The following is a 19,878-nucleotide window of genomic DNA, read 5'->3' as shown; positions in this document are numbered from 1 at the left end:
GATGCGTGTGAGGAGTTTCGTCCTGCTGGCGGCGCTGGGCCTGGCCATGTTGCCGCTGCAGGCGGCAGCGGGCGACGCGGACATGGCGCGGTCGCCGTCGATCAACGCCGCCGATTTCGCGCGCTTCGACCAGACGCTCAGCTCCGATGCGTTCGGCGGGCGCAAACCCGGCACGCTCGGTGCGCAGCGCACCACCGATTTCCTGGTGGCCGAGTTCAAGCGGATGGGCCTGCGGCCGGGCAACCACGGCTCCTGGTACCAGACCGTGCCGGCCGATTCCACCTTGCTGCTGAATACCGACGTCACCCTGGACGTCACTGCCCGAGGCGAGCCGCTGAAGCTGGCCTACCGCACCGACATGGTGGCGCAGACCCTGCAGGCGAAAGCGGAGGTCGCGCTGAAGGACTCGCCGGTGGTGTTCCTCGGTTACGGCGCGGATGCGCCGGCCTGGCACTGGAACGACTACCGGAATGTCGACGTGAAGGGCAAGACGGTGATCGTGCTGGTCAACGATCCCGGCTTCGCCAGCCGCGATCCGAAGCTGTTCAACGGCCGCGCGATGACCTGGTACGGCCGCTGGCCGTACAAGTACGCGCAGGCCGCGCTGCAGGGCGCCGCGGCGTGCTTCATCGTGCACACCAGCGACGCCGCGGCCGGCTATCCGTGGAGCGTGCTGCAGAACGGCGCGGTCGGGCCGCAGCTGAGCCTGCCGGCCAGCGTCGATCCGTCGCCGCGGCTGCCGGTGGCCGGCTGGCTGACACGCGATGCGGCCACCCGGCTGTTCGCCGCCGCCGGCCTCGATTTCGCCGAACTCGAACGGGCCGCGGCGAAGCCGGGCTTCGAGCCGGTGCCGTTGCGCGCGACGGCCTCGATCGCCCTACACAACCAGATCGGCCACATCGAATCGAAGAACGTGGTGGCGATGGTCGAGGGCAGCCACAAGCCCGACGAGGTGGTGGTCTACACCGCGCACTGGGATCACCTGGGCAGCGACCCGACCCGCCAGGGCCATCAGGTCTATGCCGGCGCGATCGACAACGGCACCGGCCTGAGCATGCTGCTGCAGATCGCCGGCGCGTTCGCGCACCAGGCGCAGCCGCCCGAGCGCAGCGTGCTGTTCTTCATGCCGACGCTGGAGGAATCGGGCCTGCTCGGTTCGCAGTATTACGCGGCGAAGCCGGTGTTTCCGCTGAACCGCACGGTGGCCGACATCGCCGTCGACGCGTTGCCGGTCATCGGCCCTGCACGCGACATGACGGTGATCGGCAAGGGCCAGTCCGAGCTGGAGGACATGCTCGCCGGCGTGCTGCGCAAGCAGGGTCGGGTGATCTCGCCGGAGGTTACCCCGGAGAACGGCTTCTACTTCCGCTCCGATCATTTCAACTTCGCCAGGGCCGGCGTGCCGGCGATGCTGGCCAGCTCGGGCCTCGACCTGCTCGATGGCGGCAGGGCCGCCGGCCAGAAGGCGGCCGACGACTATACGGCGCATCGCTATCACACGACGAACGACGTGTTTGATCCGCACTGGAACCTGGAAGGCATCCTCCAGGACACCCAGGCACTGTACGAATTGGGGCAATACCTCAGCCATGCGGGCGTGTGGCCGCAGTGGTATGCCGGCAATCCGTTCAAGGCCGCGCGCGACGCCATGATGAAGCCGGCCGCGCCACCGTCGAAGTGACCGGGTTGGTCGCCGGCTTCAGGGTTTCGCCGGCGGCGTGTCCAGCCTGTTGAAGTTCACGATCGCGTTGAGCACCAGCGGGTAGCTGCCGATGGTCTCGCCGCGCCAGATCGGGTTGCTGGCGAACAGCAGCACGTGGCCCTTGCCGTAGCGGGCGTCGACCACGGCGGCGCGCTCGGCCATCTCGTCGCCGCCGTCGAGCAAGCCGGAGATCAACAGGTTCTTCGCGTCGGCGTAGCGCAGGATCACCCGCGGGCGCTGATCGGCGGGGATCACCCACGGGTTGTTGCGCATCTGCTCGGCGTTCAGCGGCAGCGGTTGCCACGGCTTGACGTCGGGCAGCGCGGCCGGGGTGAGCGAGGCGCGGCCTTCGGGCATGTCCGTGTCGTGCGGGCCGCCGCGTCCGGTCGGGCGCTGGAAATCCTTCGCGGTCGGCAGTCCCTTGTCGCCGGTGACCAGGTTGGACACGCTGAACGACTGGCCGGCCGCGCTGTACAGCGCCAGTTCGTCGCGGTCGTAGCCGGCGGCGATCGGGCTGCGGCGGTCGGCGAATTTCGCCTGCAGCACGCTGCCGACCACTTTCAGCTTGTCGGTCTTGGTGACGAACGCGCCCGGTGCCAGGCCCACGTCGATGGCGAATTTCGCCGTGTCCTCGGCGGTGACCAGCAGGCCGCCGGCCTGCACGAAGCGCTTGAGCTTGGCGACGCCGCTCTCGCCGAGGCCGGGGCGGATGTCGTCGGTCGCGTCGATGCGGCCCAGGTTCGGCGTCAGCGCGGTGGTTTTCCACGGCAGCGGCTTGCCCCACATCGGCAGGCCGTCGACGATCTGCTGCGTGCTGGCGTCGCCGACGGGACCGAACAGGATCACGTCGTACTTCGCGCGCAGGTCGCCGGCCTTGGCCACGTCCTGGGTGCTGATGTAGTCGTACGGCACCCCGAGCTTGTCCAGCGCCATGCGCCACCAGCCTTCGGTCTGGGTACTCAGCCAGGTGTGCATCAGCGCGATGCGCGGCAGTTTCGCCTGCGGCATGTCGACTGCGGCCAGCCCCTGCGGCACGGCGACCGGCGCGTCGAGCAGGCGCATCGGCGCCTTGAGGATCGCGGTGTCGGTGACGCGCACCACCTGCACGTCGAACAGGTCGCTCATCGACCAGCCGGTGTCGTCGTAGGGGTGCTGCTGCGGGTCCTTCGGCGACCAGTATTGGCGGTCGAGCAGGGTGTCGGCGATGCGCGAATACGGCTGGTCCATGCGCACCACGTAGCTGCCGGCGGGGAAGGTCCGCGTTTCGGTCTTCTTCTTGTCGTCGCCCTGTTTCGGCACGGTCACCGTGACCGGCGCGCTGGTGCGGCTGATCTCCGCGTGCTGCAGCTGCAATACCCGCAGCAGCTGCGCGCGCGAGCCGGAGCGATTGTCGTCGGCCGGGAACACGTAGGCGGCCGGGCCGGCCAGCTGCGGCTTCTCGATCGAGCGCTTGGCTTTCAGGTAGAAGTTCTTCAGGAACTGCTGGCCGTTGCCGGCGAAGTAGTCCAGCGCGGTGAGCAGGCCGGTCTGCTGGTAATTGTTGTTGTTGCGTTGCGACCACTGGACGGTCGGCAGCGGCGGGTTCGGCCGGTACCAGGTGCGCTGGTATTCCTCCGGGTCGAGGATGCGCTGCACGGTGTCGGCGCCGGCGTTGCCGTAGGTCTCGTACAGGCGGCTGATGCCGTTGTGCATGGCGGCGATGAACATCAGGTAGCCCGGACTCCAGGTGTCGAAGTCGCCGTGGGCGAACACGCCGGGCATACCGAGCCGGGTCATCTGCTGCACGTTGTCCCAGCCCAGCTGCTGCCATTCGCCGGCGAGGATCGGGTCGATCCAGGCGTTGTACGGGCCGTCGCCCACGGTGTTGTCGTACAGGAACGGCACCGATTCGTGCAGGTCGTGCAGCACCTGCGCGTGCCAGCCGACGAAGGTGTCGGCCACGTGGCGGGTGAGGTTCAGCGACATGCCCATCGCGTCGCGGTTGTTGTCGTGCGCCACGTAGTGGCCCCAGTACAGCAGCCGCGGGTAGTCCTGGCCGGGGTGCGCCAGGTGCCAGTTGTACAGGTCGACCATGCGGTCGCGGCCGTCCACCTCGACCACCGGCGTGATCAGGGTGACCACGTGCGAGCGGATGCGCTGGATGTACGGCGCCTCGTCCACCGCCAGGCGGTAGGCCAGTTCCATCAGCGCGGTGGGCGAGCCGGTCTCGGTGGAGTGGATGGAGCCGGTGATGTAGTAGATCGGCGTGGATTGCGCGACCAACTGGTCGGCGACGGCGTCGTCCATGCCGATGCGGCGCGGGTCGGCCAGCCTGGCCAGGCGTGCCTTGTTCGCGTCGAGGTCGGCCAGCAGGCTTTCGTCGGCGATCGCCACTGCGATCATCTCGCGGCCTTCCTCGCTCTTGCCGATCGAGAACACCTTCACCCGCGGACTGGCCGCGGCCAGGGTGCGGAAGTAGCTGTGGACGTCGGCCACGTGGGGCAGGTAGTCCGGCGCACCGGCGATGTGGCCGAGCACCTTGTCCGGCGTGGGCACGCTGGCGGAGGCGGGCAGGTAGTCGGTCAGCGGCGAGTTGAACGAGGGGTCGGTGGTGAACTTGAGGATCTGCGCCGTATACGCCTGGTCGACCGGCTGGGCCGGGCTGCGGGCGTACGGTTTTGCACCGCCGGGCGCGTCCGCCGCAAACGCACCAAGGGTGCCTGACGCCAGCAGGAAGGCAAGCGAGAGCCGGATGGACGGGTGCATGGTGAGTTTTCCCCTGGAGATGCGAGGCAGCCGATCGCCGCACTCTGCCAGAACGGCGGCGATTGCGTGTAGCCCATCAGTTGGGTAGGGATCGCCGCGGCATCGACCGCGCGACCGCGGCACGCCGCGGCGACGTGCCGCCGCCTGGACGATTCCCGCCGACGTGCCCGCGCCGGAACCGGGCGGGCACGGGCCGCTCGGGTTGCGGCTCAATGCACGGCTGCAGTGTGGCCAGCGTCGGCGGTGCCCGTCACGGTCTCGCCCGGGCCGATGTTGGTGCCGAGGAACTGCGCCACCTTCGCGTACAGCTCGGCAGTGTGCGCCTCGTCGTAGAACCCGTGCATCTCGTCGGCCCGGTACAGCCATTCGTGCGCCACCTGCCGTTTCGTCAACGCCTCGTGCAGGTCCAGTCCCTGGACCGGCGGTACGCGCTTGTCCCTGCCGCCGACCACCAGCATCACATGGGCCTTCAGGGCATCAAGCTGGTTGATCGGCGAGTGCCGGGCCAGCGCGGCCGGGTCGTCGCCCAGTTGCCGCTTGAGGTAGCCCTCGCCATAGCTGGACTGCGGGATGTCGCCGCGGCGGTACATCAGCGGCAGGTCGTAGACGCCCACGTAGCCGATCGCGCACTTGTACAGGTCCGGTTCCTTCACGACGCCCTCGAGTGCGGCGTAGCCGCCGTAGCTGGCGCCGTAGATGCAGATACGCTGCGGGTCGGCGATGCCTTGCGCGATGGCCCAGCGGGTGGCGTCGGTGACGTCGTCCTGCATCGTGCCGCCCCACTGGCGCCAGCCGGCATGCTCGTAGTCGTAGCCATAACCGCCGGAGCCGCGATAGTTCACCTGCAGCACGGCGTAGCCGCGGGTGGCCAGCGGTTGCACCAGGGTGTCGTATTCCCAGCGGTCGCGTATGCCGAAAGGCCCGCCGTGGACCAGCACCACCATCGGCAGGTGTTTCGCGCTTTCGTGGCCGGGCGGCAGGCTCAGGTAGCCGTGCAGCTTCATGCCGTCGCGCGCGGCGAAGTCGAAGGGTTCCTTGGCGGCCATCCGCTCCGGGTTGATCCACGACATGCGCGCGAGCAGGGGCGTCAGCTTGTGCGTTTTCGCGTCGTACAGCAGGAAGGTTCCCGGGTCGACGTCGGCCTCCACCTGCACCACGCTGCGGCTGCCGTCGTGGCTGCCGGAGACGAAGCGCACGCTCTCGCCGGGGAATTGCTTCATCAGGGCGAGCAGCGTCTGGGCGTCGGTCGACTGGCCGTCGAACAGCGCGGTGCCGGTACGCCCGTCCATGAAGCCCACGCCGAGGACGCTGTCCTCGGCCAGGCCCCGCAGCAGGTAGTCCGGCTCCACGGTGGGGTTGCTCCACACCACCGTCTGCGCCTGGCTCGCCGGGTCCCACCGGCAGATGCCGAAAGCGCCCTGGGCGGGGCAGGTGAAGTAGGCCGCCGTGTCGTCGCGGTTGAACGCGATCGGGATCGAGCGGTTCTTGCTTTCCGCGGCCAGCAGCTGCCAGCCGTCGCCGTCGACCGGGTGCTGGTAGACCTTGAGGTTGCCGTCGTTGTCCCAGCCGAAGGCAAAGCGCACCCGGCCGCGATGGTCGGCGACGAACTGCGCGCCGCGCATGGGCGCGACGATGAGCTGGTGCTTGCTGCCGTCGCGCACGTCCATGCGGTAGACCGCCGGCAGACTCAGCTCGTTGCCGTCGCCCGCCCAGGAGTTGATCGCCACCAGCACGTGGTTGGGATCGTCGGCGATGGCGCTGATGAACTGGGCGCTGCCGTATTCCGCGGTGGCGCGCTGGATGTGCGAGCCGGTGCTCATGCCGGGCCGGCGGAAGCCGTACAGCATGCCGACGCCGTTGCCGTCGGCGTTGACCGCGAACAGTTCGCCGGTCGCCAGCGGCCTCGCGTAGCCGCCGACGCGGGTGCCGACCGAGTACAGCACGCGCTTGGGCGACGCCCACCAGAAGTCGGTGACGTCGTCGTCCTCGCGCGGACGAACCAGCTTGCCGTTCATGTCGGACAGGCGGATCAGCGCCAGCACGGTCTGCCCCTTCACCACGGCGGTGGCCGCCAGGTATTCCCCGTCCGGGGAGATCTTGACCGTCTCGTACTGGGCGTGCCGCGCCAGTTCGGCGAACGAGACCGGCTGCGCATGCAGCGCGGCGGCAAGCGGCAAGAGCAAGACCGCAACGAACCAGCGTCGCACCTTCATCATTGGATTCCCCTGTCGTGATCGTCGGGCTGCCGCTTGCGTGCCGCCCCGTTCCCCGGCAGCAGTTATAGCGACCCGGAGCAGCGGGGGCAATCCGGCGGGGGTGGCCCGGAACAGGCCACCCTCGACGCATGGCGCGGCCGCCGGCGGTTACCCCTTCAACAAGGCGGTCAGCCGGTCGAGTTGCGCGCGGTAGCGATCCAGTACCTTGGCGGTGTCCGCGGCATAGCGGTTCGCTTCGTCCCATCGACGCGACTCCAGCGCCTCGCGCACGCCGGGTACGGTTTTCACCTCGTAGCCGGTGAGCATGCCGGGGGCGTAGATCATGTGCTTGAACCAGGCACGGCCGGGCAGGCCGGACGGGTCGGTGAGACGCTGCTCCATGTTGCCGATCAGGCGATCCAGTTGCTGGCGCTGTGCGGCGGTCAGGTCGAAGCCGGTGGCGGCACGCTGGTCATAGGCGGCCTGGTAGGCCTTGGCGCTTTGCGCGAGCTGTTTCGCCGCCCGGTCGAGCGGGGCGAGCTCGATCGCCGGCATGTCGGAGTCGCGCGCCGGCGGAGCGACCGACCGGGTCGGATCGGCGTCGAGCGCGAATGCCTGGCTGTCCAGCAACTGGTGCTGCTGGGTGGTGGCCTTGCGGGTATCGTCCACCAGCTTGTGCAGCTCCCCGACATAGCGGCCGAGTGTGTCGCTGAAGTCGCCGAAGCGCAGCGGCAGCACATTGGCGTCGGCGCTGCGCAGCACGACGTGGCCAGCGACCTTGGCCAGTGCCACGCCGTACTCGAACGTCGGATCGCCGAAGCGCAGGTAATGGTCGAACGAGTCGTAGCGCGAGTGGTAGATGCCGCCGTTGTCGTCTTCGCCGCCGAAGCCGAGGTCCAGCGAGGCGATGCCGAGGTGTTCCAGGAACGCGCTGTAGTCGGAGCCCGAGCCGAGCGCCGCGATCGGCAGGTCGCCGCCGGCCGCCGCCAGTGTGGCGATGGCCTTGGCCTCCGGCTTGGCGTCCTTGTCGCTGCCGGCCACCCGCATGTGCGCGCGCAGGCGTTCGCGCACGCTGACGTGGGTTTCCGGATCGGCCACGCCGGCGGTCACCTGGTTGACCAGGTGCTGCAACGAGTGGCTGCCGCCGGCGCCAAGGAAGCCGCGGCCGTTGGTGTCGGAATTGACGTACAGCACGGCCTTGCGCTGGAGTTCGGCGGCGTGCGTCTCGGCCCATTCGGTGGAACCGATCAGGCCCGGTTCCTCCCCGTCCCAACTGGCGTAGACCAGGGTGCGCTGTGGCCGCCAGCCCTGCTTGAGCAGGCCACCGATGGCCTTGGCCTCGGCCATCATGGCGATGTTGCCGGCCAGCGGGTCCCAGGCGCCGAATACCCAGCCGTCATGGTGGTTGCCGCGCACGATCCATTGATCCGGCTCGGTCGAGCCCTTGATCGTGGCGATCACGTCGTAGACCGGCTGCTGCTTCCAGTCCGACTGCACGGTCAGGTGCACGTTCGCCGTACTCGGGCCGACGTGGTAGGTCAGCGGCAGGGCGCCGCGCCAGCCGGCCGGCGCCAGCGGACCGCTCAGCGCCTGCAGCAGCGGGGTGGCGTCGGCGTAGGAGATCGGCAGTACCGGGATCTTCAGGATCGTGCTGGCGTCTTTCAGCGCCAGCCGCTTGGCGCCTGGCGTGGAGCCCGTGCCGGGGGTCAGTGGATCGCCGGGATAGACCTGCATGTCGGCCACCGAGCCGCGCTGCACGCCCTGCGCCGGACGCCAGCCGCCCTGCGGGTAGGCGTCGCCTTTGGCGTAGCCGTCGTCGTGCGGGTCGGAGTAGATCAGGCAGCCGATCGCGCCATGCTGCTGCGCGAGCTTCGGTTTCAGTCCGCGCCAGCCGCCGCCGTAGCGGGTGAGCACGATCTTGCCGCGCACGTCGATGCCGCGCCGGGCCAGTTCCTGGTAGTCGTCGGGCATGCCGTAGTTGGCGTAGACCAGCGGCGCGCTGACGTCGCCGTCGGCGCCGTAGACGTTGTAGGGCGGCAGCACGCCGGCGAGACTGGAGGTGGCGTCGCCTTCGATGGCCGGCTCATGCAGTGCCGCAACATAGGGTTTGGGCCCCAGCAGCTCCAGCGCCACCTTCTTCGGCGTGGGGTAGAGCACGCTGAAGGTCTCGATGTGCGCATCCCAGCCCCATTCGCGGAACTTCGCCAGCATGAATTCGGCATTCGCCCGGTCGTGCGGCGAGCCGACCTGGTTGGGCTGCGACGCCATCTGCTTGAGCCAGCTGCGCAGTTCGGCGGGATCGAGCTGGGCGTCGAAGCGCCGCTCGAGATCCTGTTGGGCCGTCGCTGCGCTGGTGCTGAAACCGAACAGGGTGCCCTCATCGGCGTGGCCGGGGGCGTTGGCGGCAGCTGCGGCGAAAGTCGCCAGCAGGCAGCCCAGGCTCAGCAGAGGCCGTATCGCGGATCGGGTCATAGGGTCATTCCCCCTGGGTGGTGGTGGATTCCGCCGGCGGCGGGTCGACGAGGCCGGATGACGGGGCCGCGTCGCCGTCGCGGATGGTGACGTCGTTGGCGAACAGCTGGTGGGCGTCCGCATCGGTGTAGGTCAGCCGGTACTTGCCGGGACGCAGGTAGAGCAGGCTGTGGGGTTCGATCAGCCCGTTGCTGATGCGGTCGCTGGTGGTGGGGTTCAACGGCAGCGGGTCGAGCACCAGGCGGTCGGCGGGTATCGCGTCGCTGCCTTCGCCGGCGTAGCGCGCTTCGACCATGCAGGGGTAGACATGGTTGCAGCGTTCGCCGCTGACCAGGTAAGGCTTGCGGCTGCCGCCGAGGTCCAGCCAGGTGGGGCGGCCGCGTTTGATTCGCTCGGGCGGGAAGAACACGCTGACGTCGTAGCCTGGGCGCAGCGACCACGGCTGCCCCTGCTTGTTCACGAACACGATCGGCGCGCTGGGCCGCAGCTGCTGCATCACCGGGGCGTAGTCGGGGTGGTCGTCGCTGGCCGACGGGTGGGGGTACAGCATGGTCTGCTCCACCGTGAGCGGGTCGATGCCGCTGAGCTTGTGCAGGTGCTCGGCCATCGAGGAGCCGCCCAGGTAGACGCCCGATTCCTGGATGTGCGCGTAGCCGGCGTTGACCACCAGTCGCGCCTGCGGGTCGTTCTTGAACACCTCGCGGTAGAGGTTGCGCGCCTGCTCGGCTTCGCGGGCGTCGCCGGTGGCCGCGGAGAGCGCCTCGTAGGCGACCACCTTGAAGCCGAGCTTCAGCGCGGTGCGCACCGTCTCGGCGTAGATCGGCTCCTCGGTATAGAAGCCGCTGTTGGCGACCGGATAACCGCGCGCCTGCAGCCCGGTATCGGTCTGATAGAGCGTCTCGGCGGCGAAATAGTTGAAACCCTCCGCACGCAGCTTGCCCAGCAACTGCACGGTCAGCGTGCGGGTGAGCGGGATGTTGTGCGCTTCATTGAGGAACACCGCACGGTAGTTCCTGGCCAGCTCGGGAATCGCGTCCAGCGCGGGGCGGGCGCGGTAGTCGGGGTTGCCGAGCGGCGAGGGGCGGTCGTCCGGCAGCGCCGGCTGCTTGATCGAAAAGCTGACCGCGGCATCCGGGTAATTGCCGACGAACGTCTGGTACCAGCTCAGGTACTGGCCGAAGATGATGTGGAACGCTGGGTCCGGGTTGGTGGCGTACGGATAGCGCATTACCCGGTACTGGGCCAGCAGGCTCTTGTGCTTGTTCGCTTCCTGCATGATCTGCTCGGACCTCTGCGCGGCGGCAACCTGTGCCGCCTGCCATTGCGAGGCCGACTGCGCATGGCCCGGCTGGCCGGAGAGGCACAGCCCCATCGCCAAGCCGAGTGCGGGGAGGAAGGGGCGCCTTGGCATCGGGTTCTCCGGATACGGTGTTCGGGAGGTCGTCTGGCGGTCTCGGGGCACGCGCAGGCTGCCGCGTGCCGGATATGCGTGCAATGGGCGGGCCCGGGGCGCGGCCACGGGTCGAGCATGCAGCATGAACCGCCGCGGTGCCCCGTGCCAAGCGGCACGGGGTCATCGGCGCGAATCGGGCGCACAATCGGGAAACCCTTGGCTCACTGAAGGAGTACGACCATGCGTCCCGCCATCCTTGCCGTGTTGCTTGCCGCCAGCCTTCCCGTCGTAGCCCTGGCCCAGACGGCGAAACCCCACCAGGCGGCGGTTTCCGCCGCGGTGCAGAAAGCGCTCGCCGATCCCGTCCGCCAGACCGACCGCGCCGAGGACGCACGCCGCAAGGTGGCCCAGGTGATGGCCTTCGCCGAAGTGAAACCGGGCCAGAAGGTGCTGGAGCTGGTGCCGGGCAGCGGCTACTGGACGCGCGTGTTCAGCGCCGTCGTCGGCCCGCAGGGGCACGTCTACACGGTGTGGCCGGGCGAGATGGCGAAGTACGCCAGCAAGAGCCTTGCGCAATGGCAGAAGCTGGCCGCCACGCCGCACTACGCCAACGTCACCCTGTTGCAGCAGCCGGCGGCGCTGCTGAGCGCGCCGGAGCCGGTGGACCTGGTGTTCACCGCGCAGAACTACCACGACTATCACGACCCGTTCATGGGCCCGGTGGACATGGCCGGCTTCGACAAGCAGGTCTACGATGCGCTCAAGCCGGGCGGCCTGTTCGTGGTGATCGACCACGTGGCCCCGGCCGGCTCCGGTCTCGCCGACACCGACACCCTGCACCGCATCGACCCGGCCGTGGTGAAGCGGGAAGTGGAAGCCGCCGGCTTCGTCTTCGACGGCGAAAGCGACGCGCTGCGCAACCCGGCCGATCCGCTCGACATCAAGGTGTTCGACAAGTCGATACGCGGCCATACCGACCAGTTCATCTACCGCTTCCGCAAGCCGGCGAAGTGATCCGCCGCGCCGCCGCCGCTTGAGTCGCGGCGGCGATCGGCGGCACCATCGTGCTCCAGGCGGGGTTGCCGCCCGGAACACGATGGTGCCCGGAGTGCCGTGAATCCCGTACCGCCCGCCCCGCCAAGCCCCGATCCAGCCGATCCGCCGCCGCAGCCGCCAAGCGAGCCGGACGCCGCCGATTGCTGCGGCGAGGGCTGCGTACGCTGTGTTTACGACGCCTACGAAGAGGCGCTCGAGCGTTACCAGACAGCCCTGGCAGCGTGGCGCGCCGGCCATCCCTGAAGCGTGTCTCCCCGCCACGCCACGGCCATCCACTACCGCCTCGCCAGCCCGGACGATGCGCTCGCGATCGGCCGGCTGGCGCGCCGGGTGACGCGACGCTGGATCCTGCCGGAGCAGCCGGCCAGCGCGGCGGCGGCCCTGCTTTACGGCATGAGCGCACGGGTGATCCGCAAGAAGATCCTGGCCGGTCAGCGTTTCCACCTGGCGTGGCAGGAGGACGGACGCCTGGCCGGCGTGGCGGCGATGCGCGACGACTGCCATCTGTTCCAGTTCTTCGTCAGCACCCGCATGCACGGGCGCGGCATCGCGCGCCAGCTGTGGCGGCGGGCGATGCGTGATGCGGTGCGGCGTGCCGGCACGCGGCGCTTCACCCTGAATGCCTCAGCCATGGCCGTGCCGGTGTACCGGTGCTTCGGCTTCGTGGACAGCGGGCTGCCGACGGTAAGCCAGAGCGGCCTGGTCACCCAGCCGATGCAGTTGGAGCGGCACTGACCGGCAGTCCCGCGCCGGCGCCCGCGCCCGCGCGGCGGCTTCTAAGAACTTTGGTCATACCGTTGCCATTACCGGTCGCCTAGCGAGAGCGGCAGCAGCGGCAGCATCACGCTCGCTGCCACGGCCAGCGACGACATCGGCGTGACCCGCGTGGAGTTCTACGTCGATGGCGCGCTCAAGGGCAGCGACGCCAGCGCGCCGTACAGCCTCGCGCTGGATTCGACCACGCTGGCCGACGGCAGCCACAGCCTGGTCGCCAAGGCCTACGACGCGGCCGGCAACGTCGGCAGCAGCAGCGCGGTCGCATTCAGCGTCTCCAACGCCAGCGCGCCGGTGCAGCTGATCCTCAACGGCGGCTTCGAGAGCGGCACGGCCAACTGGACGCAGACCAGCGGCGTGATCACCAGCGACAGCAGCGAGCCTGCCCACGCCGGCAGCTGGAAGGCATGGCTGGACGGCTACGGCAGCGCGCATAGCGACTACGTGCGCCAGTCGATCAGCATCCCGGCCGGCGCGTCCCATGCCACGCTGGGCTTCCAACTGCACGTCGACACCGCCGAGTCCGGCAGCACGGCCTACGACAAGCTGCAAGTGCAGGTGATCGACTCCAGCGGCAAGTACGTCACCCTGGCCAGCTTCTCCAATACGGACGCCGCCAGCGGCTAGCAGGGCCACACGATCAGCCTGGACGCGTACAAGGGGCAGGCCGTGCAGGTCAATTTCTACGGCGTGGAAGACGCCAGCCTGCAGACCTCGTTCGTGCTCGACGACGTCAGCGTCACGGCACAGTGAAACCGGCGGCGGGAGGCGCGTCATCGCCTCCCGCCGCGACGGCCTCGCGGTCTACACTGCAGCGGCCATGTGCCGATGCGTGCAAGGAGCGAGGCATGAACGATATCGATGCGAGGGCATCCGCCGGCGGGATGCCCCGCTTCACCCGCTTGCGCTGGCTGGTGCGGATCATCCGGCACCCTTCGGCGATCCTGCTGCTGGTACAGCTGAGCGGCCTGCTGCTGTACCCGTTCATCGAGCACACCCGTCCGGCGCGGGCGTTGTTCGGCGCGTTCGGCGTGCTGGTGCTGGGGCTGGCGATCTCGATGGTGCGGCGCACGCGCGGGCGCGCCTGGATCAGCGCCGGCATCGCGCTGCCGGCGGTGCTGCTCAACGTGCTCGACCTGACCCTGGACATGCCGCCGCTGCGGCCGTGGTGGGCAGCGCTGGAAGCCGTGTTCTATTTCTATGCGGCCGGCTGCCTGATCGCCTACATGCTGGGCGATCGCCGCGCCACCACCGACGAGCTGTTTGCCGCCGGTGCCACCTTCACCCTGCTGGTGTGGGCGTTCACCTATGTGTTCGTGCTGTGCCAGACGCTGCAGCCAGGCTGCTTCGCCGCCGCGGTAAACCCGCAGGCACCGCGCAGTTGGACCGAGCTGCTGTTCCTCAGCTTCGCGCTGCTTTCCAGCACCGGCATCGGCGACGTCATCCCGATCACCGTGCACGCCCGCGCGGCGGCCAGCCTGGAGATGTTCGCCGGAGTGATGTACATCGCGCTGGTGGTGTCGCGGCTGATCGGGTTGACCCTGCTGCGTCGCGGCGAGTGACCGTGGCGGCGGGCCGCGGATCGCTCAGGCGTCCGGGAAATGGCGCTGCAGGTCCTGCCGGCAGCGTGCCACCAGGTTCGGCGCAAAGACCTCGGGCCAGCCCTGGCTGAGGTCCGGGTCGTCGGCGAGTAGCTCGTGTTCGGCCAGTAGCTGGGCCATCGCCAGCAGGTCGGCCACCGCCAGTGCGTTGCCCAGCGGCGAAGCCGCCGACGTCGGCGCCGCCTGCCGTTCCGCCAGCGCGTCGACCACGCGCAGCGGCAGCTCCCAGTGCTGCGCGACCTCCAGCGAGAGCCGCGCGGCGAGGGCGTCGCAACCGGCGAGGAAGCCGGGCGATGGTGGCTCGGCGTCGGCGGCCGGACCGATCCGGTCCAGCAGGCGTATCACGGCGCCGTCGCCGGCGTGGCAGACGATGCCTGCCAGGTAGGCCTCGAACGCATCGCAGCGGTTGTTGCGGCCGAGCCAGGCACAGGCGTGGGCGCAACGTTCGGCGTGATGCCACAGACGTTCGCCGGCGGCATGGCCGAACGCGCCGGCGTGGGCTTGCAGGATGGGTTTCATCACGTGCTGGGTGAGTACCCGCCGCAGCCCGTCCTGGCCCAGCAGCACCACCGCCTGCTGCAGGCTGGTGATCGGCTGCGCCGCACGGTAATGCACGCTGCCGGTGACACGCATGACCTCGCCGACCATCAGCGGATCGCGGCCGATCAGCCGGGCCAATTCGCCGCCGCCGGCGTTGTCGTTCTTCAGCGCGCGCAACAGCTGCGGCAACACCGTCGGCAGGCGCGGCAGGCTATGCATGTCGAAGCGGGAGCCGAGCAGTTCCAACTGCTTGAGCGTGGCGAGTTCGGCCGCATCGGCTTCGCTGGCGCGGCTGTCAGCAAGGCCGAGCACGAAGCGGTGGAAGCGATCCCGGATGTCCGCCAGCGGCGCCGCCGGGCGGGCCGCCGGCGTGGCCGGGGCTGCCCGCGCGAATGGCGCGGTGGCTGGCTGCGGGCGGCTTGCGCGTGCCGCGGGCTGTCGGCTGCGAAAAATGCGCCGCCACATGTTCCCCATGTTCCTCGTCCCCGCGTGCCGACTCCCGGGCAACCCGTCCCGGGCTATCGGCGCCCGGCGAGGAAAGTTTAGCCGGGAGGGCGCGGCGACCGGTCCGGGCCTACTTGTTCTTCTTCTTTTCCTGCTTGGCGGCCTTCTTTTCCTTCATGGTCTTGGCCGGCTTTTTCTTCTCGCTCTTCTTCGAATCCATGCCCTTGCTCATGCTGTTCTCCGCGCTGTGGTTGGCCGATGTCGACACCGGTTACGCGGGCAAGTCTAAGCGGTTCCGACGATGATGGGGCAACCCGGCGGGACGTGCGTTCAGATGCGTTCGTGCGGTGCCAGATAGCGCCATTGCCCCGGCGGCAGTTTCGCCAGCGGGATGCGGCCCACACGCAGGCATTTCATCGCCAGCACCTGCAGGCCGACCGCGTGGCACATCGGTTCGATCTGGCTCGGCTGCAAGACCTTGAACGCGAAGCGCAGGCGCTGCTCGCTCTGCCAGCTGACCTTGATCGGCGGCATCGCGTAGTTGTTGAAGCGCAGGCCGTGGTTGAGCAGGGCCAGTCCGTTCGGGATCAATGCACCGCCGACCTCGACCACGAACTCCTGTTCGATCCGCTCGATGTCCTCGGTGAGCTTGCGGGTGACGCGCCAGTCCTGGGTGAAGATCAGCAGGCCGCTGGCCTGGGTCGGCAGCGTCAACGGCGTGGCGAGCCGGTGCAGGTGGCGTTTCAGCGGACGCACGCCTGACGCGTCTTCCGCCCAGCGCGTCTGCGGGGTGACCAGCGCGCTGGCCGGGTTCGGGCCGTTGCCGGCGTCGTAGCCGGCGGGCTTGTGCAGCACCAGGGTGGCCGGTTCGGCGGGTGCCAGCTTGGCCTGCGGGTCAAGTTCGACGTGCTGCGCGCCGACCATGAACTGCGGTTCCTCCACCACGACGCCGTCCACCCGCACCCAGCCGCCCTCGATGTATTGCTCGGCCTCGCGCCGCGAGCACTGGGTCAGCGCGACGACGCGTTTGGCGAGGCGGACGGGTTCGGTCATCGGGATGCCGCGGGAAGGAGTTGGGTCATTGTAGGCGCAGGCGCCGGTGGCAATCCGCGCGGCAGCCCCCACATCGTGGCGATCCACTTGGCGAGAGCCCGACATGATCCCGTTTTCCATCCTCGACCTGGCGCCGGTCATCGAAGGCAGTGATGCGAGCCAGGCGTTCCGCAATACGCTCGACCTGGCCCAGCTCGCCGAGCGGCTGGGCTACCGGCGCTACTGGCTGGCCGAGCATCACAACATGCCCGGCATCGCCAGCGCGGCGACGGCGGTGCTGATCGGTCACGTGGCGGGCGGCACCTCGACCATCCGCGTCGGCGCCGGCGGCATCATGCTGCCGAACCACGCGCCGCTGCAGGTGGCCGAGGCGTTCGGCACGCTGGCCTCGCTGTATCCGGGGCGGATCGACCTCGGCCTGGGCCGCGCGCCTGGCACCGACCAGCCGACCGCGAAGGCGTTGCGCCGCTACTTTGACAGCGCCGACGCGTTCCCGCACGACGTGCTGGAACTGCTCGGCTACTTCGAGCCGGCCCAGCCCGGCCAGCCGGTGCGCGCCGTGCCCGGCGCCGGCATCGAGGTGCCGGTGTGGCTGCTTGGCTCCAGCCTGTTCGGCGCGCAGCTGGCCGCGCGGCTCGGCCTGCCGTACGCGTTCGCCTCGCACTTCGCACCGGACGCGATGGACGAGGCGCTGGCGCTGTACCGGCGCGATTTCCGCCCGTCGGCACGGTTGCAGCAACCGTACGCGATGCTCGGCCTGAACGTGGTCGCCGCCGCCAGCGATGCCGAGGCGCGGCGCCTGTTCACCACCCAGCAGCAGAGTTTCATCAATCTGCGCCGCGGCCGGCCCGGGCTGATCCCGCCGCCGATCGACGACATCGAGTCGTACTGGACGCCACCGGAGAAGCTGATGGTGGAGCGGGCGCTGCCCTGCGCCGTGGTCGGCGCTGCCGATACGGTGAAGGATGGCATCGAGGCGTTCGTCGCGCGGCACCGGCCGGACGAATTGCTGCTCACCGCCAACGTGTTCGAGCACGCCGCGCGGCGGCAATCATTCGAGATCGCCGCGGCGGTGCGCGACCGGCTGTCGGCCGCGAACTGAGCGTGGTGGCCGCGAAAGCCCGGGCGAGGCCGCCGATCGGCCATAATGGGCGTTATTCCACGAAACCTTGAAGCTCCCCCACGCATGAAAACCCCCAAGGGCCTGCAGGACCTGATCGACGAAGGCGTGATCGATCAGGTGCTGCGGCCGCTGAAGAGCGGCAAGGAAGCGTCCGTCTACATCGTGCGTTCGGGCGAGGACGTCCGCTGCGCCAAGGTCTACAAGGACATGGCGCAACGCAGCTTCCAGGCGCGCGTGCAGTACCAGGAAGGCCGCAAGGTGCGTGGCAGCCGGCAGGCGCGCGCGATGGGCAAGGCCACCAAGTTCGGCCGCAAGGAGGCCGAGGCTGCCTGGAAGAATGCCGAGGTCGACGCGCTGTACCAGCTCACCGCCGCCGGCGTGCGGGTGCCGAAACCCTACGGCTACTTCAACGGCGTGCTGGTGATGGAGCTGGTCACCGATATGGACGGCCATTCGGCGCCGCGACTGGGCGAGGTGGAGCTGTCGGCCGACACCGCCCGCGACTATCACCGTTTCCTGATGCAGCAGGTGGCGCGCATGCTGTGCGTGGGGCTGATCCACGGCGACCTGTCCGAATACAACGTACTGGTGGGGCCGCACGGCCCGGTGATCATCGACCTGCCGCAGGCGGTCAGCGCTTCGGGCAACAACAATGCGCGCATGATGCTGCGCCGTGACGTGGGCAACATCACGATCAGCCTGTCGCGCTTCGCGCCGGAGCTGCTGGACACCCACTACGGCGAGGAGATGTGGGCGCTGTACGAGCTGGGCGAACTGCACCCGGACAGCGAGCTCACCGGCCATTTCGAGTTCGACGAAAGCATCGCCGACGTGGACAGCGTGATGCAGTCGATCATCGATGCGCGCGAAGAAGCGATCATCCGCCAGCAGGGGCGCGAGGCGGCGGCGCGGGGCGACTGAGCGCCGACAGCCTCGGCTCTTCGTAGGGCGGGCGCGGCCCGCCGCTCCGGGTCGAGGCACAAGGCAGAGGCGGGTGGGCAGTGCCCGCCCTCCCTGCAGAAAATCAGGGCGTGCTGACGTCGACCAGTTCCACGTCGAATACCAGTGAGGCGTTCGGCGGAATGTCGGCGCCGGCGCCGCGGGCGCCGTAGCCGAGCGCGGCGGGGATCAGCAAGGTGCGCTTGCCGCCGACTTTCATGCCGGCCACGCCCTGATCCCAGCCGTCGATCACGCGGCCGGCGCCCAGCGTGAAGTTGAACGGCGCACCGTGGTCGTACGAGCTGTCGAACTTGGCGCCGTGCTTGTCCTTCGCGTTCTCGTCATAGAGCCAGCCGGTGTAGTGCACCAGCACGTCCATGCCGGCCTTCGCTTCGGCACCGCTGCCGACCTTCTGGTCGATCACGGTGAGCTTGTCTACCTGTCCGCTGGCGTGCGCCGGCGGAGGTGTGCTGCAGGCGGCGAGGGCGAAGACGGCGAACAGGGGCAGCAACCAGCGCATGAGACGACTCCGTGGAGTGATGTGGCCGAATCGGCGATTATCGGGCAAACCGGGCGCGGCGTCGTGCGCCATGAACCGGCAAGGTTCACGCGTGCGGGCCGGTCGCCGCGCGATGCTCGCTGCGTGCGGCCTGCCAGATCTCGCGCGCCGCGTCGGCGTTCATCAGCATGATGCCTGCGCCGACGACCATGTCGGGCCACGCGGCATGCGTCATCGCGGTGGCTGCCCCGGCGATGATGATGGCGATGTTCGCGAGTACGTCGTTGCGCGCCGACAGGAAGGCGGCGCGGGTCAGGCTGCCGCTATGGTGGCGGAACCGCACGAGCAGCATCGCGCAGCTGAAGTTGACCAGCATCGCGCCAAGGCCGGTGGCCGTCAGCGGCAGCGGCGCCGGCGGGGCAGGCAGTTGGAACTTGCTCCACAACGCCCATAGCGTGGCGAGCGCGGGCACCAGCAGGATGGCGGCCAGCCCCATGCCCACACGCGCCCGCGCTTTCAGGCTCCAGCCGAGCGCGATCAGGATGAGCAGGTTGACCGAGGCGTCTTCCAGGAAATCGACGCTGTCCGCGAACAGCGAGACCGAGCCGATCGCCAGCGCCACCGCGAACTCGACGCCGAAGTAGCCCAGATTGAGCAGCGCCACGATGCCCACGACGCGGCGCAGCGATCTGTCCGCGGCGTTCGCCGGCATGATCATTCAGTTCACTGTTTCGGTGGGCGCCATGCGCCGCAGCGGATCGACGGCGACCGCGTCGGTCTCGTTCATCAGCTGCAGCTGGCCGTCCTGGATCAGCGCCTGCAGACGCATGCCACGCTGCAGCAGGGCGACCAGTTCGGCCACGGTGGCGGCGGGGATGTCGAGCACGGTGAGGTTTTTGTTGCGGGCCAGTGCGCTGGCGTTCTTGTTCCACCAGATCTCCGCGGCGTTGCCGCCGTAGCTGATCACCACCACCTGGCGCGAGCGGCCGCAGGCCTTGCGGATGCGCGTCTCGTCGGGCTGGCCGACTTCGATCCACAGCTCGATCTCGTCGGTGTACGCCTTGCGCCATAGCGCCGGTTCGTCCTCGTCGCTGATGCCCTTGCCGAACTCGAGCCGCTCGTCGGCATGCAGCGCGAACGCGAGCAGGCGCACCATCAGCCGTTCCTCGGTCTCGGACGGGTGCCGCGCCAGGGTCAGCGCGTGGGTGGCGTAGTAATGCCGGTCCATGTCGCTGACCTGCAGTTCGACCTTGTAGATGGTGGAGTTGAGTGCCATGGGGGTGCCTTGAGACAACAGCCGACCATTCTACGCGCACGTGCCGCGCCGCTGCCCCGACCGAAG

Annotated in this window: 17 protein-coding genes; 8 read left to right on the top strand and 9 right to left on the bottom strand. The window is 69.0% G+C overall.

The features are described 5' to 3' along the window. Position 1: 1 nt before the first annotated feature. Positions 2 to 1,681 carry a M28 family peptidase gene (locus R2APBS1_RS11945; protein ID WP_015448106.1) on the top strand — a complete coding sequence of 560 codons (1,680 nt, stop codon included), beginning with the start codon at positions 2 to 4 and terminating at the stop codon, positions 1,679 to 1,681. 18 nt (positions 1,682 to 1,699) lie between these two features. Here the strand turns inward: R2APBS1_RS11945 and R2APBS1_RS11940 are convergent, their stop codons facing one another. From R2APBS1_RS11940 to R2APBS1_RS11925, 4 genes are all read right to left on the bottom strand, one after another. Next, on the bottom strand, positions 1,700 to 4,447 hold the full coding sequence (locus R2APBS1_RS11940) for a M14 family zinc carboxypeptidase (RefSeq protein ID WP_015448105.1): 2,748 nt from the start codon (positions 4,445 to 4,447) through the stop codon (positions 1,700 to 1,702). 209 nt (positions 4,448 to 4,656) lie between these two features. Continuing rightward, positions 4,657 to 6,663: an alpha/beta hydrolase family protein gene (locus R2APBS1_RS11935; RefSeq protein WP_015448104.1), complete on the bottom strand. Its 2,007-nt coding sequence runs from the start codon at positions 6,661 to 6,663 to the stop codon at positions 4,657 to 4,659. 147 nt (positions 6,664 to 6,810) lie between these two features. Beyond that, positions 6,811 to 9,114: a transferrin receptor-like dimerization domain-containing protein gene (locus R2APBS1_RS11930; RefSeq protein ID WP_007509183.1), complete on the bottom strand. Its 2,304-nt coding sequence runs from the start codon at positions 9,112 to 9,114 to the stop codon at positions 6,811 to 6,813. Positions 9,115 to 9,118: 4 nt separating this feature from the next. Continuing rightward, the gene (locus R2APBS1_RS11925) at positions 9,119 to 10,525 is read right to left on the bottom strand and encodes a hypothetical protein (RefSeq protein WP_015448103.1); all 1,407 of its coding nucleotides are present in this window, start codon (positions 10,523 to 10,525) and stop codon (positions 9,119 to 9,121) included. Positions 10,526 to 10,747: 222 nt separating this feature from the next. Between R2APBS1_RS11925 and R2APBS1_RS11920 the strand changes: the two genes are divergently transcribed. From R2APBS1_RS11920 to R2APBS1_RS11905, 5 genes are all read left to right on the top strand, one after another. Next, positions 10,748 to 11,521 carry a class I SAM-dependent methyltransferase gene (locus R2APBS1_RS11920; RefSeq protein ID WP_015448102.1) on the top strand — a complete coding sequence of 258 codons (774 nt, stop codon included), beginning with the start codon at positions 10,748 to 10,750 and terminating at the stop codon, positions 11,519 to 11,521. 99 nt (positions 11,522 to 11,620) lie between these two features. Next, complete coding sequence (locus R2APBS1_RS19705; RefSeq protein ID WP_007509176.1) at positions 11,621 to 11,806, top strand: oxidoreductase-like domain-containing protein; 186 nt, start codon at positions 11,621 to 11,623, stop codon at positions 11,804 to 11,806. A gap of 3 nt (positions 11,807 to 11,809) precedes the next feature. Further along, complete coding sequence (locus R2APBS1_RS11915; RefSeq protein ID WP_015448101.1) at positions 11,810 to 12,298, top strand: GNAT family N-acetyltransferase; 489 nt, start codon at positions 11,810 to 11,812, stop codon at positions 12,296 to 12,298. A 141-nt stretch (positions 12,299 to 12,439) separates the two neighbouring features. Continuing rightward, positions 12,440 to 12,964: an Ig-like domain-containing protein gene (locus tag R2APBS1_RS11910; protein ID WP_007509171.1), complete on the top strand. Its 525-nt coding sequence runs from the start codon at positions 12,440 to 12,442 to the stop codon at positions 12,962 to 12,964. 221 nt (positions 12,965 to 13,185) lie between these two features. Further along, on the top strand, positions 13,186 to 13,899 hold the full coding sequence (locus R2APBS1_RS11905) for an ion channel (RefSeq protein WP_015448100.1): 714 nt from the start codon (positions 13,186 to 13,188) through the stop codon (positions 13,897 to 13,899). Positions 13,900 to 13,923: 24 nt separating this feature from the next. Here R2APBS1_RS11905 and R2APBS1_RS11900 read toward each other — a convergent pair whose 3' ends face one another. Together R2APBS1_RS11900 and R2APBS1_RS11895 are read right to left on the bottom strand one after the other, a co-directional pair. Further along, positions 13,924 to 14,943: an HDOD domain-containing protein gene (locus R2APBS1_RS11900; protein WP_235644470.1), complete on the bottom strand. Its 1,020-nt coding sequence runs from the start codon at positions 14,941 to 14,943 to the stop codon at positions 13,924 to 13,926. Between the two features lie 309 nt (positions 14,944 to 15,252). After that, positions 15,253 to 15,975, bottom strand: coding sequence for an rRNA pseudouridine synthase (locus R2APBS1_RS11895; RefSeq protein WP_015448098.1), 723 nt, complete (start codon positions 15,973 to 15,975; stop codon positions 15,253 to 15,255). Positions 15,976 to 16,078: 103 nt separating this feature from the next. Here R2APBS1_RS11895 and R2APBS1_RS11890 point away from each other — a divergent pair, with 103 nt between their 5' ends. Together R2APBS1_RS11890 and R2APBS1_RS11885 are read left to right on the top strand one after the other, a co-directional pair. Further along, positions 16,079 to 17,077, top strand: a complete 999-nt coding sequence (locus R2APBS1_RS11890; protein ID WP_015448097.1) for an LLM class flavin-dependent oxidoreductase — start codon at positions 16,079 to 16,081, stop codon at positions 17,075 to 17,077. Positions 17,078 to 17,161: 84 nt separating this feature from the next. Beyond that, the gene (locus tag R2APBS1_RS11885) at positions 17,162 to 18,019 is read left to right on the top strand and encodes a PA4780 family RIO1-like protein kinase (protein ID WP_007509158.1); all 858 of its coding nucleotides are present in this window, start codon (positions 17,162 to 17,164) and stop codon (positions 18,017 to 18,019) included. A 103-nt stretch (positions 18,020 to 18,122) separates the two neighbouring features. Here R2APBS1_RS11885 and R2APBS1_RS11880 read toward each other — a convergent pair whose 3' ends face one another. The 3 genes from R2APBS1_RS11880 to R2APBS1_RS11870 all read right to left on the bottom strand — a co-directional run bounded on the left by R2APBS1_RS11880 (position 18,123) and on the right by R2APBS1_RS11870 (position 19,812). Continuing rightward, positions 18,123 to 18,557, bottom strand: a complete 435-nt coding sequence (locus R2APBS1_RS11880) for an FKBP-type peptidyl-prolyl cis-trans isomerase (RefSeq protein WP_007509156.1) — start codon at positions 18,555 to 18,557, stop codon at positions 18,123 to 18,125. An 85-nt stretch (positions 18,558 to 18,642) separates the two neighbouring features. Next, positions 18,643 to 19,248, bottom strand: a complete 606-nt coding sequence (locus R2APBS1_RS11875; protein ID WP_235644471.1) for a cation efflux transmembrane domain-containing protein — start codon at positions 19,246 to 19,248, stop codon at positions 18,643 to 18,645. Between the two features lie 6 nt (positions 19,249 to 19,254). Further along, the gene (locus R2APBS1_RS11870) at positions 19,255 to 19,812 is read right to left on the bottom strand and encodes a YaeQ family protein (protein WP_007509152.1); all 558 of its coding nucleotides are present in this window, start codon (positions 19,810 to 19,812) and stop codon (positions 19,255 to 19,257) included. Positions 19,813 to 19,878 lie beyond the last annotated feature (66 nt).

The organism is Rhodanobacter denitrificans, assembly GCF_000230695.2.
GTDB lineage: Bacteria > Pseudomonadota > Gammaproteobacteria > Xanthomonadales > Rhodanobacteraceae > Rhodanobacter > Rhodanobacter denitrificans.
This window is presented reverse-complemented; position numbering and strand designations above follow the sequence as displayed.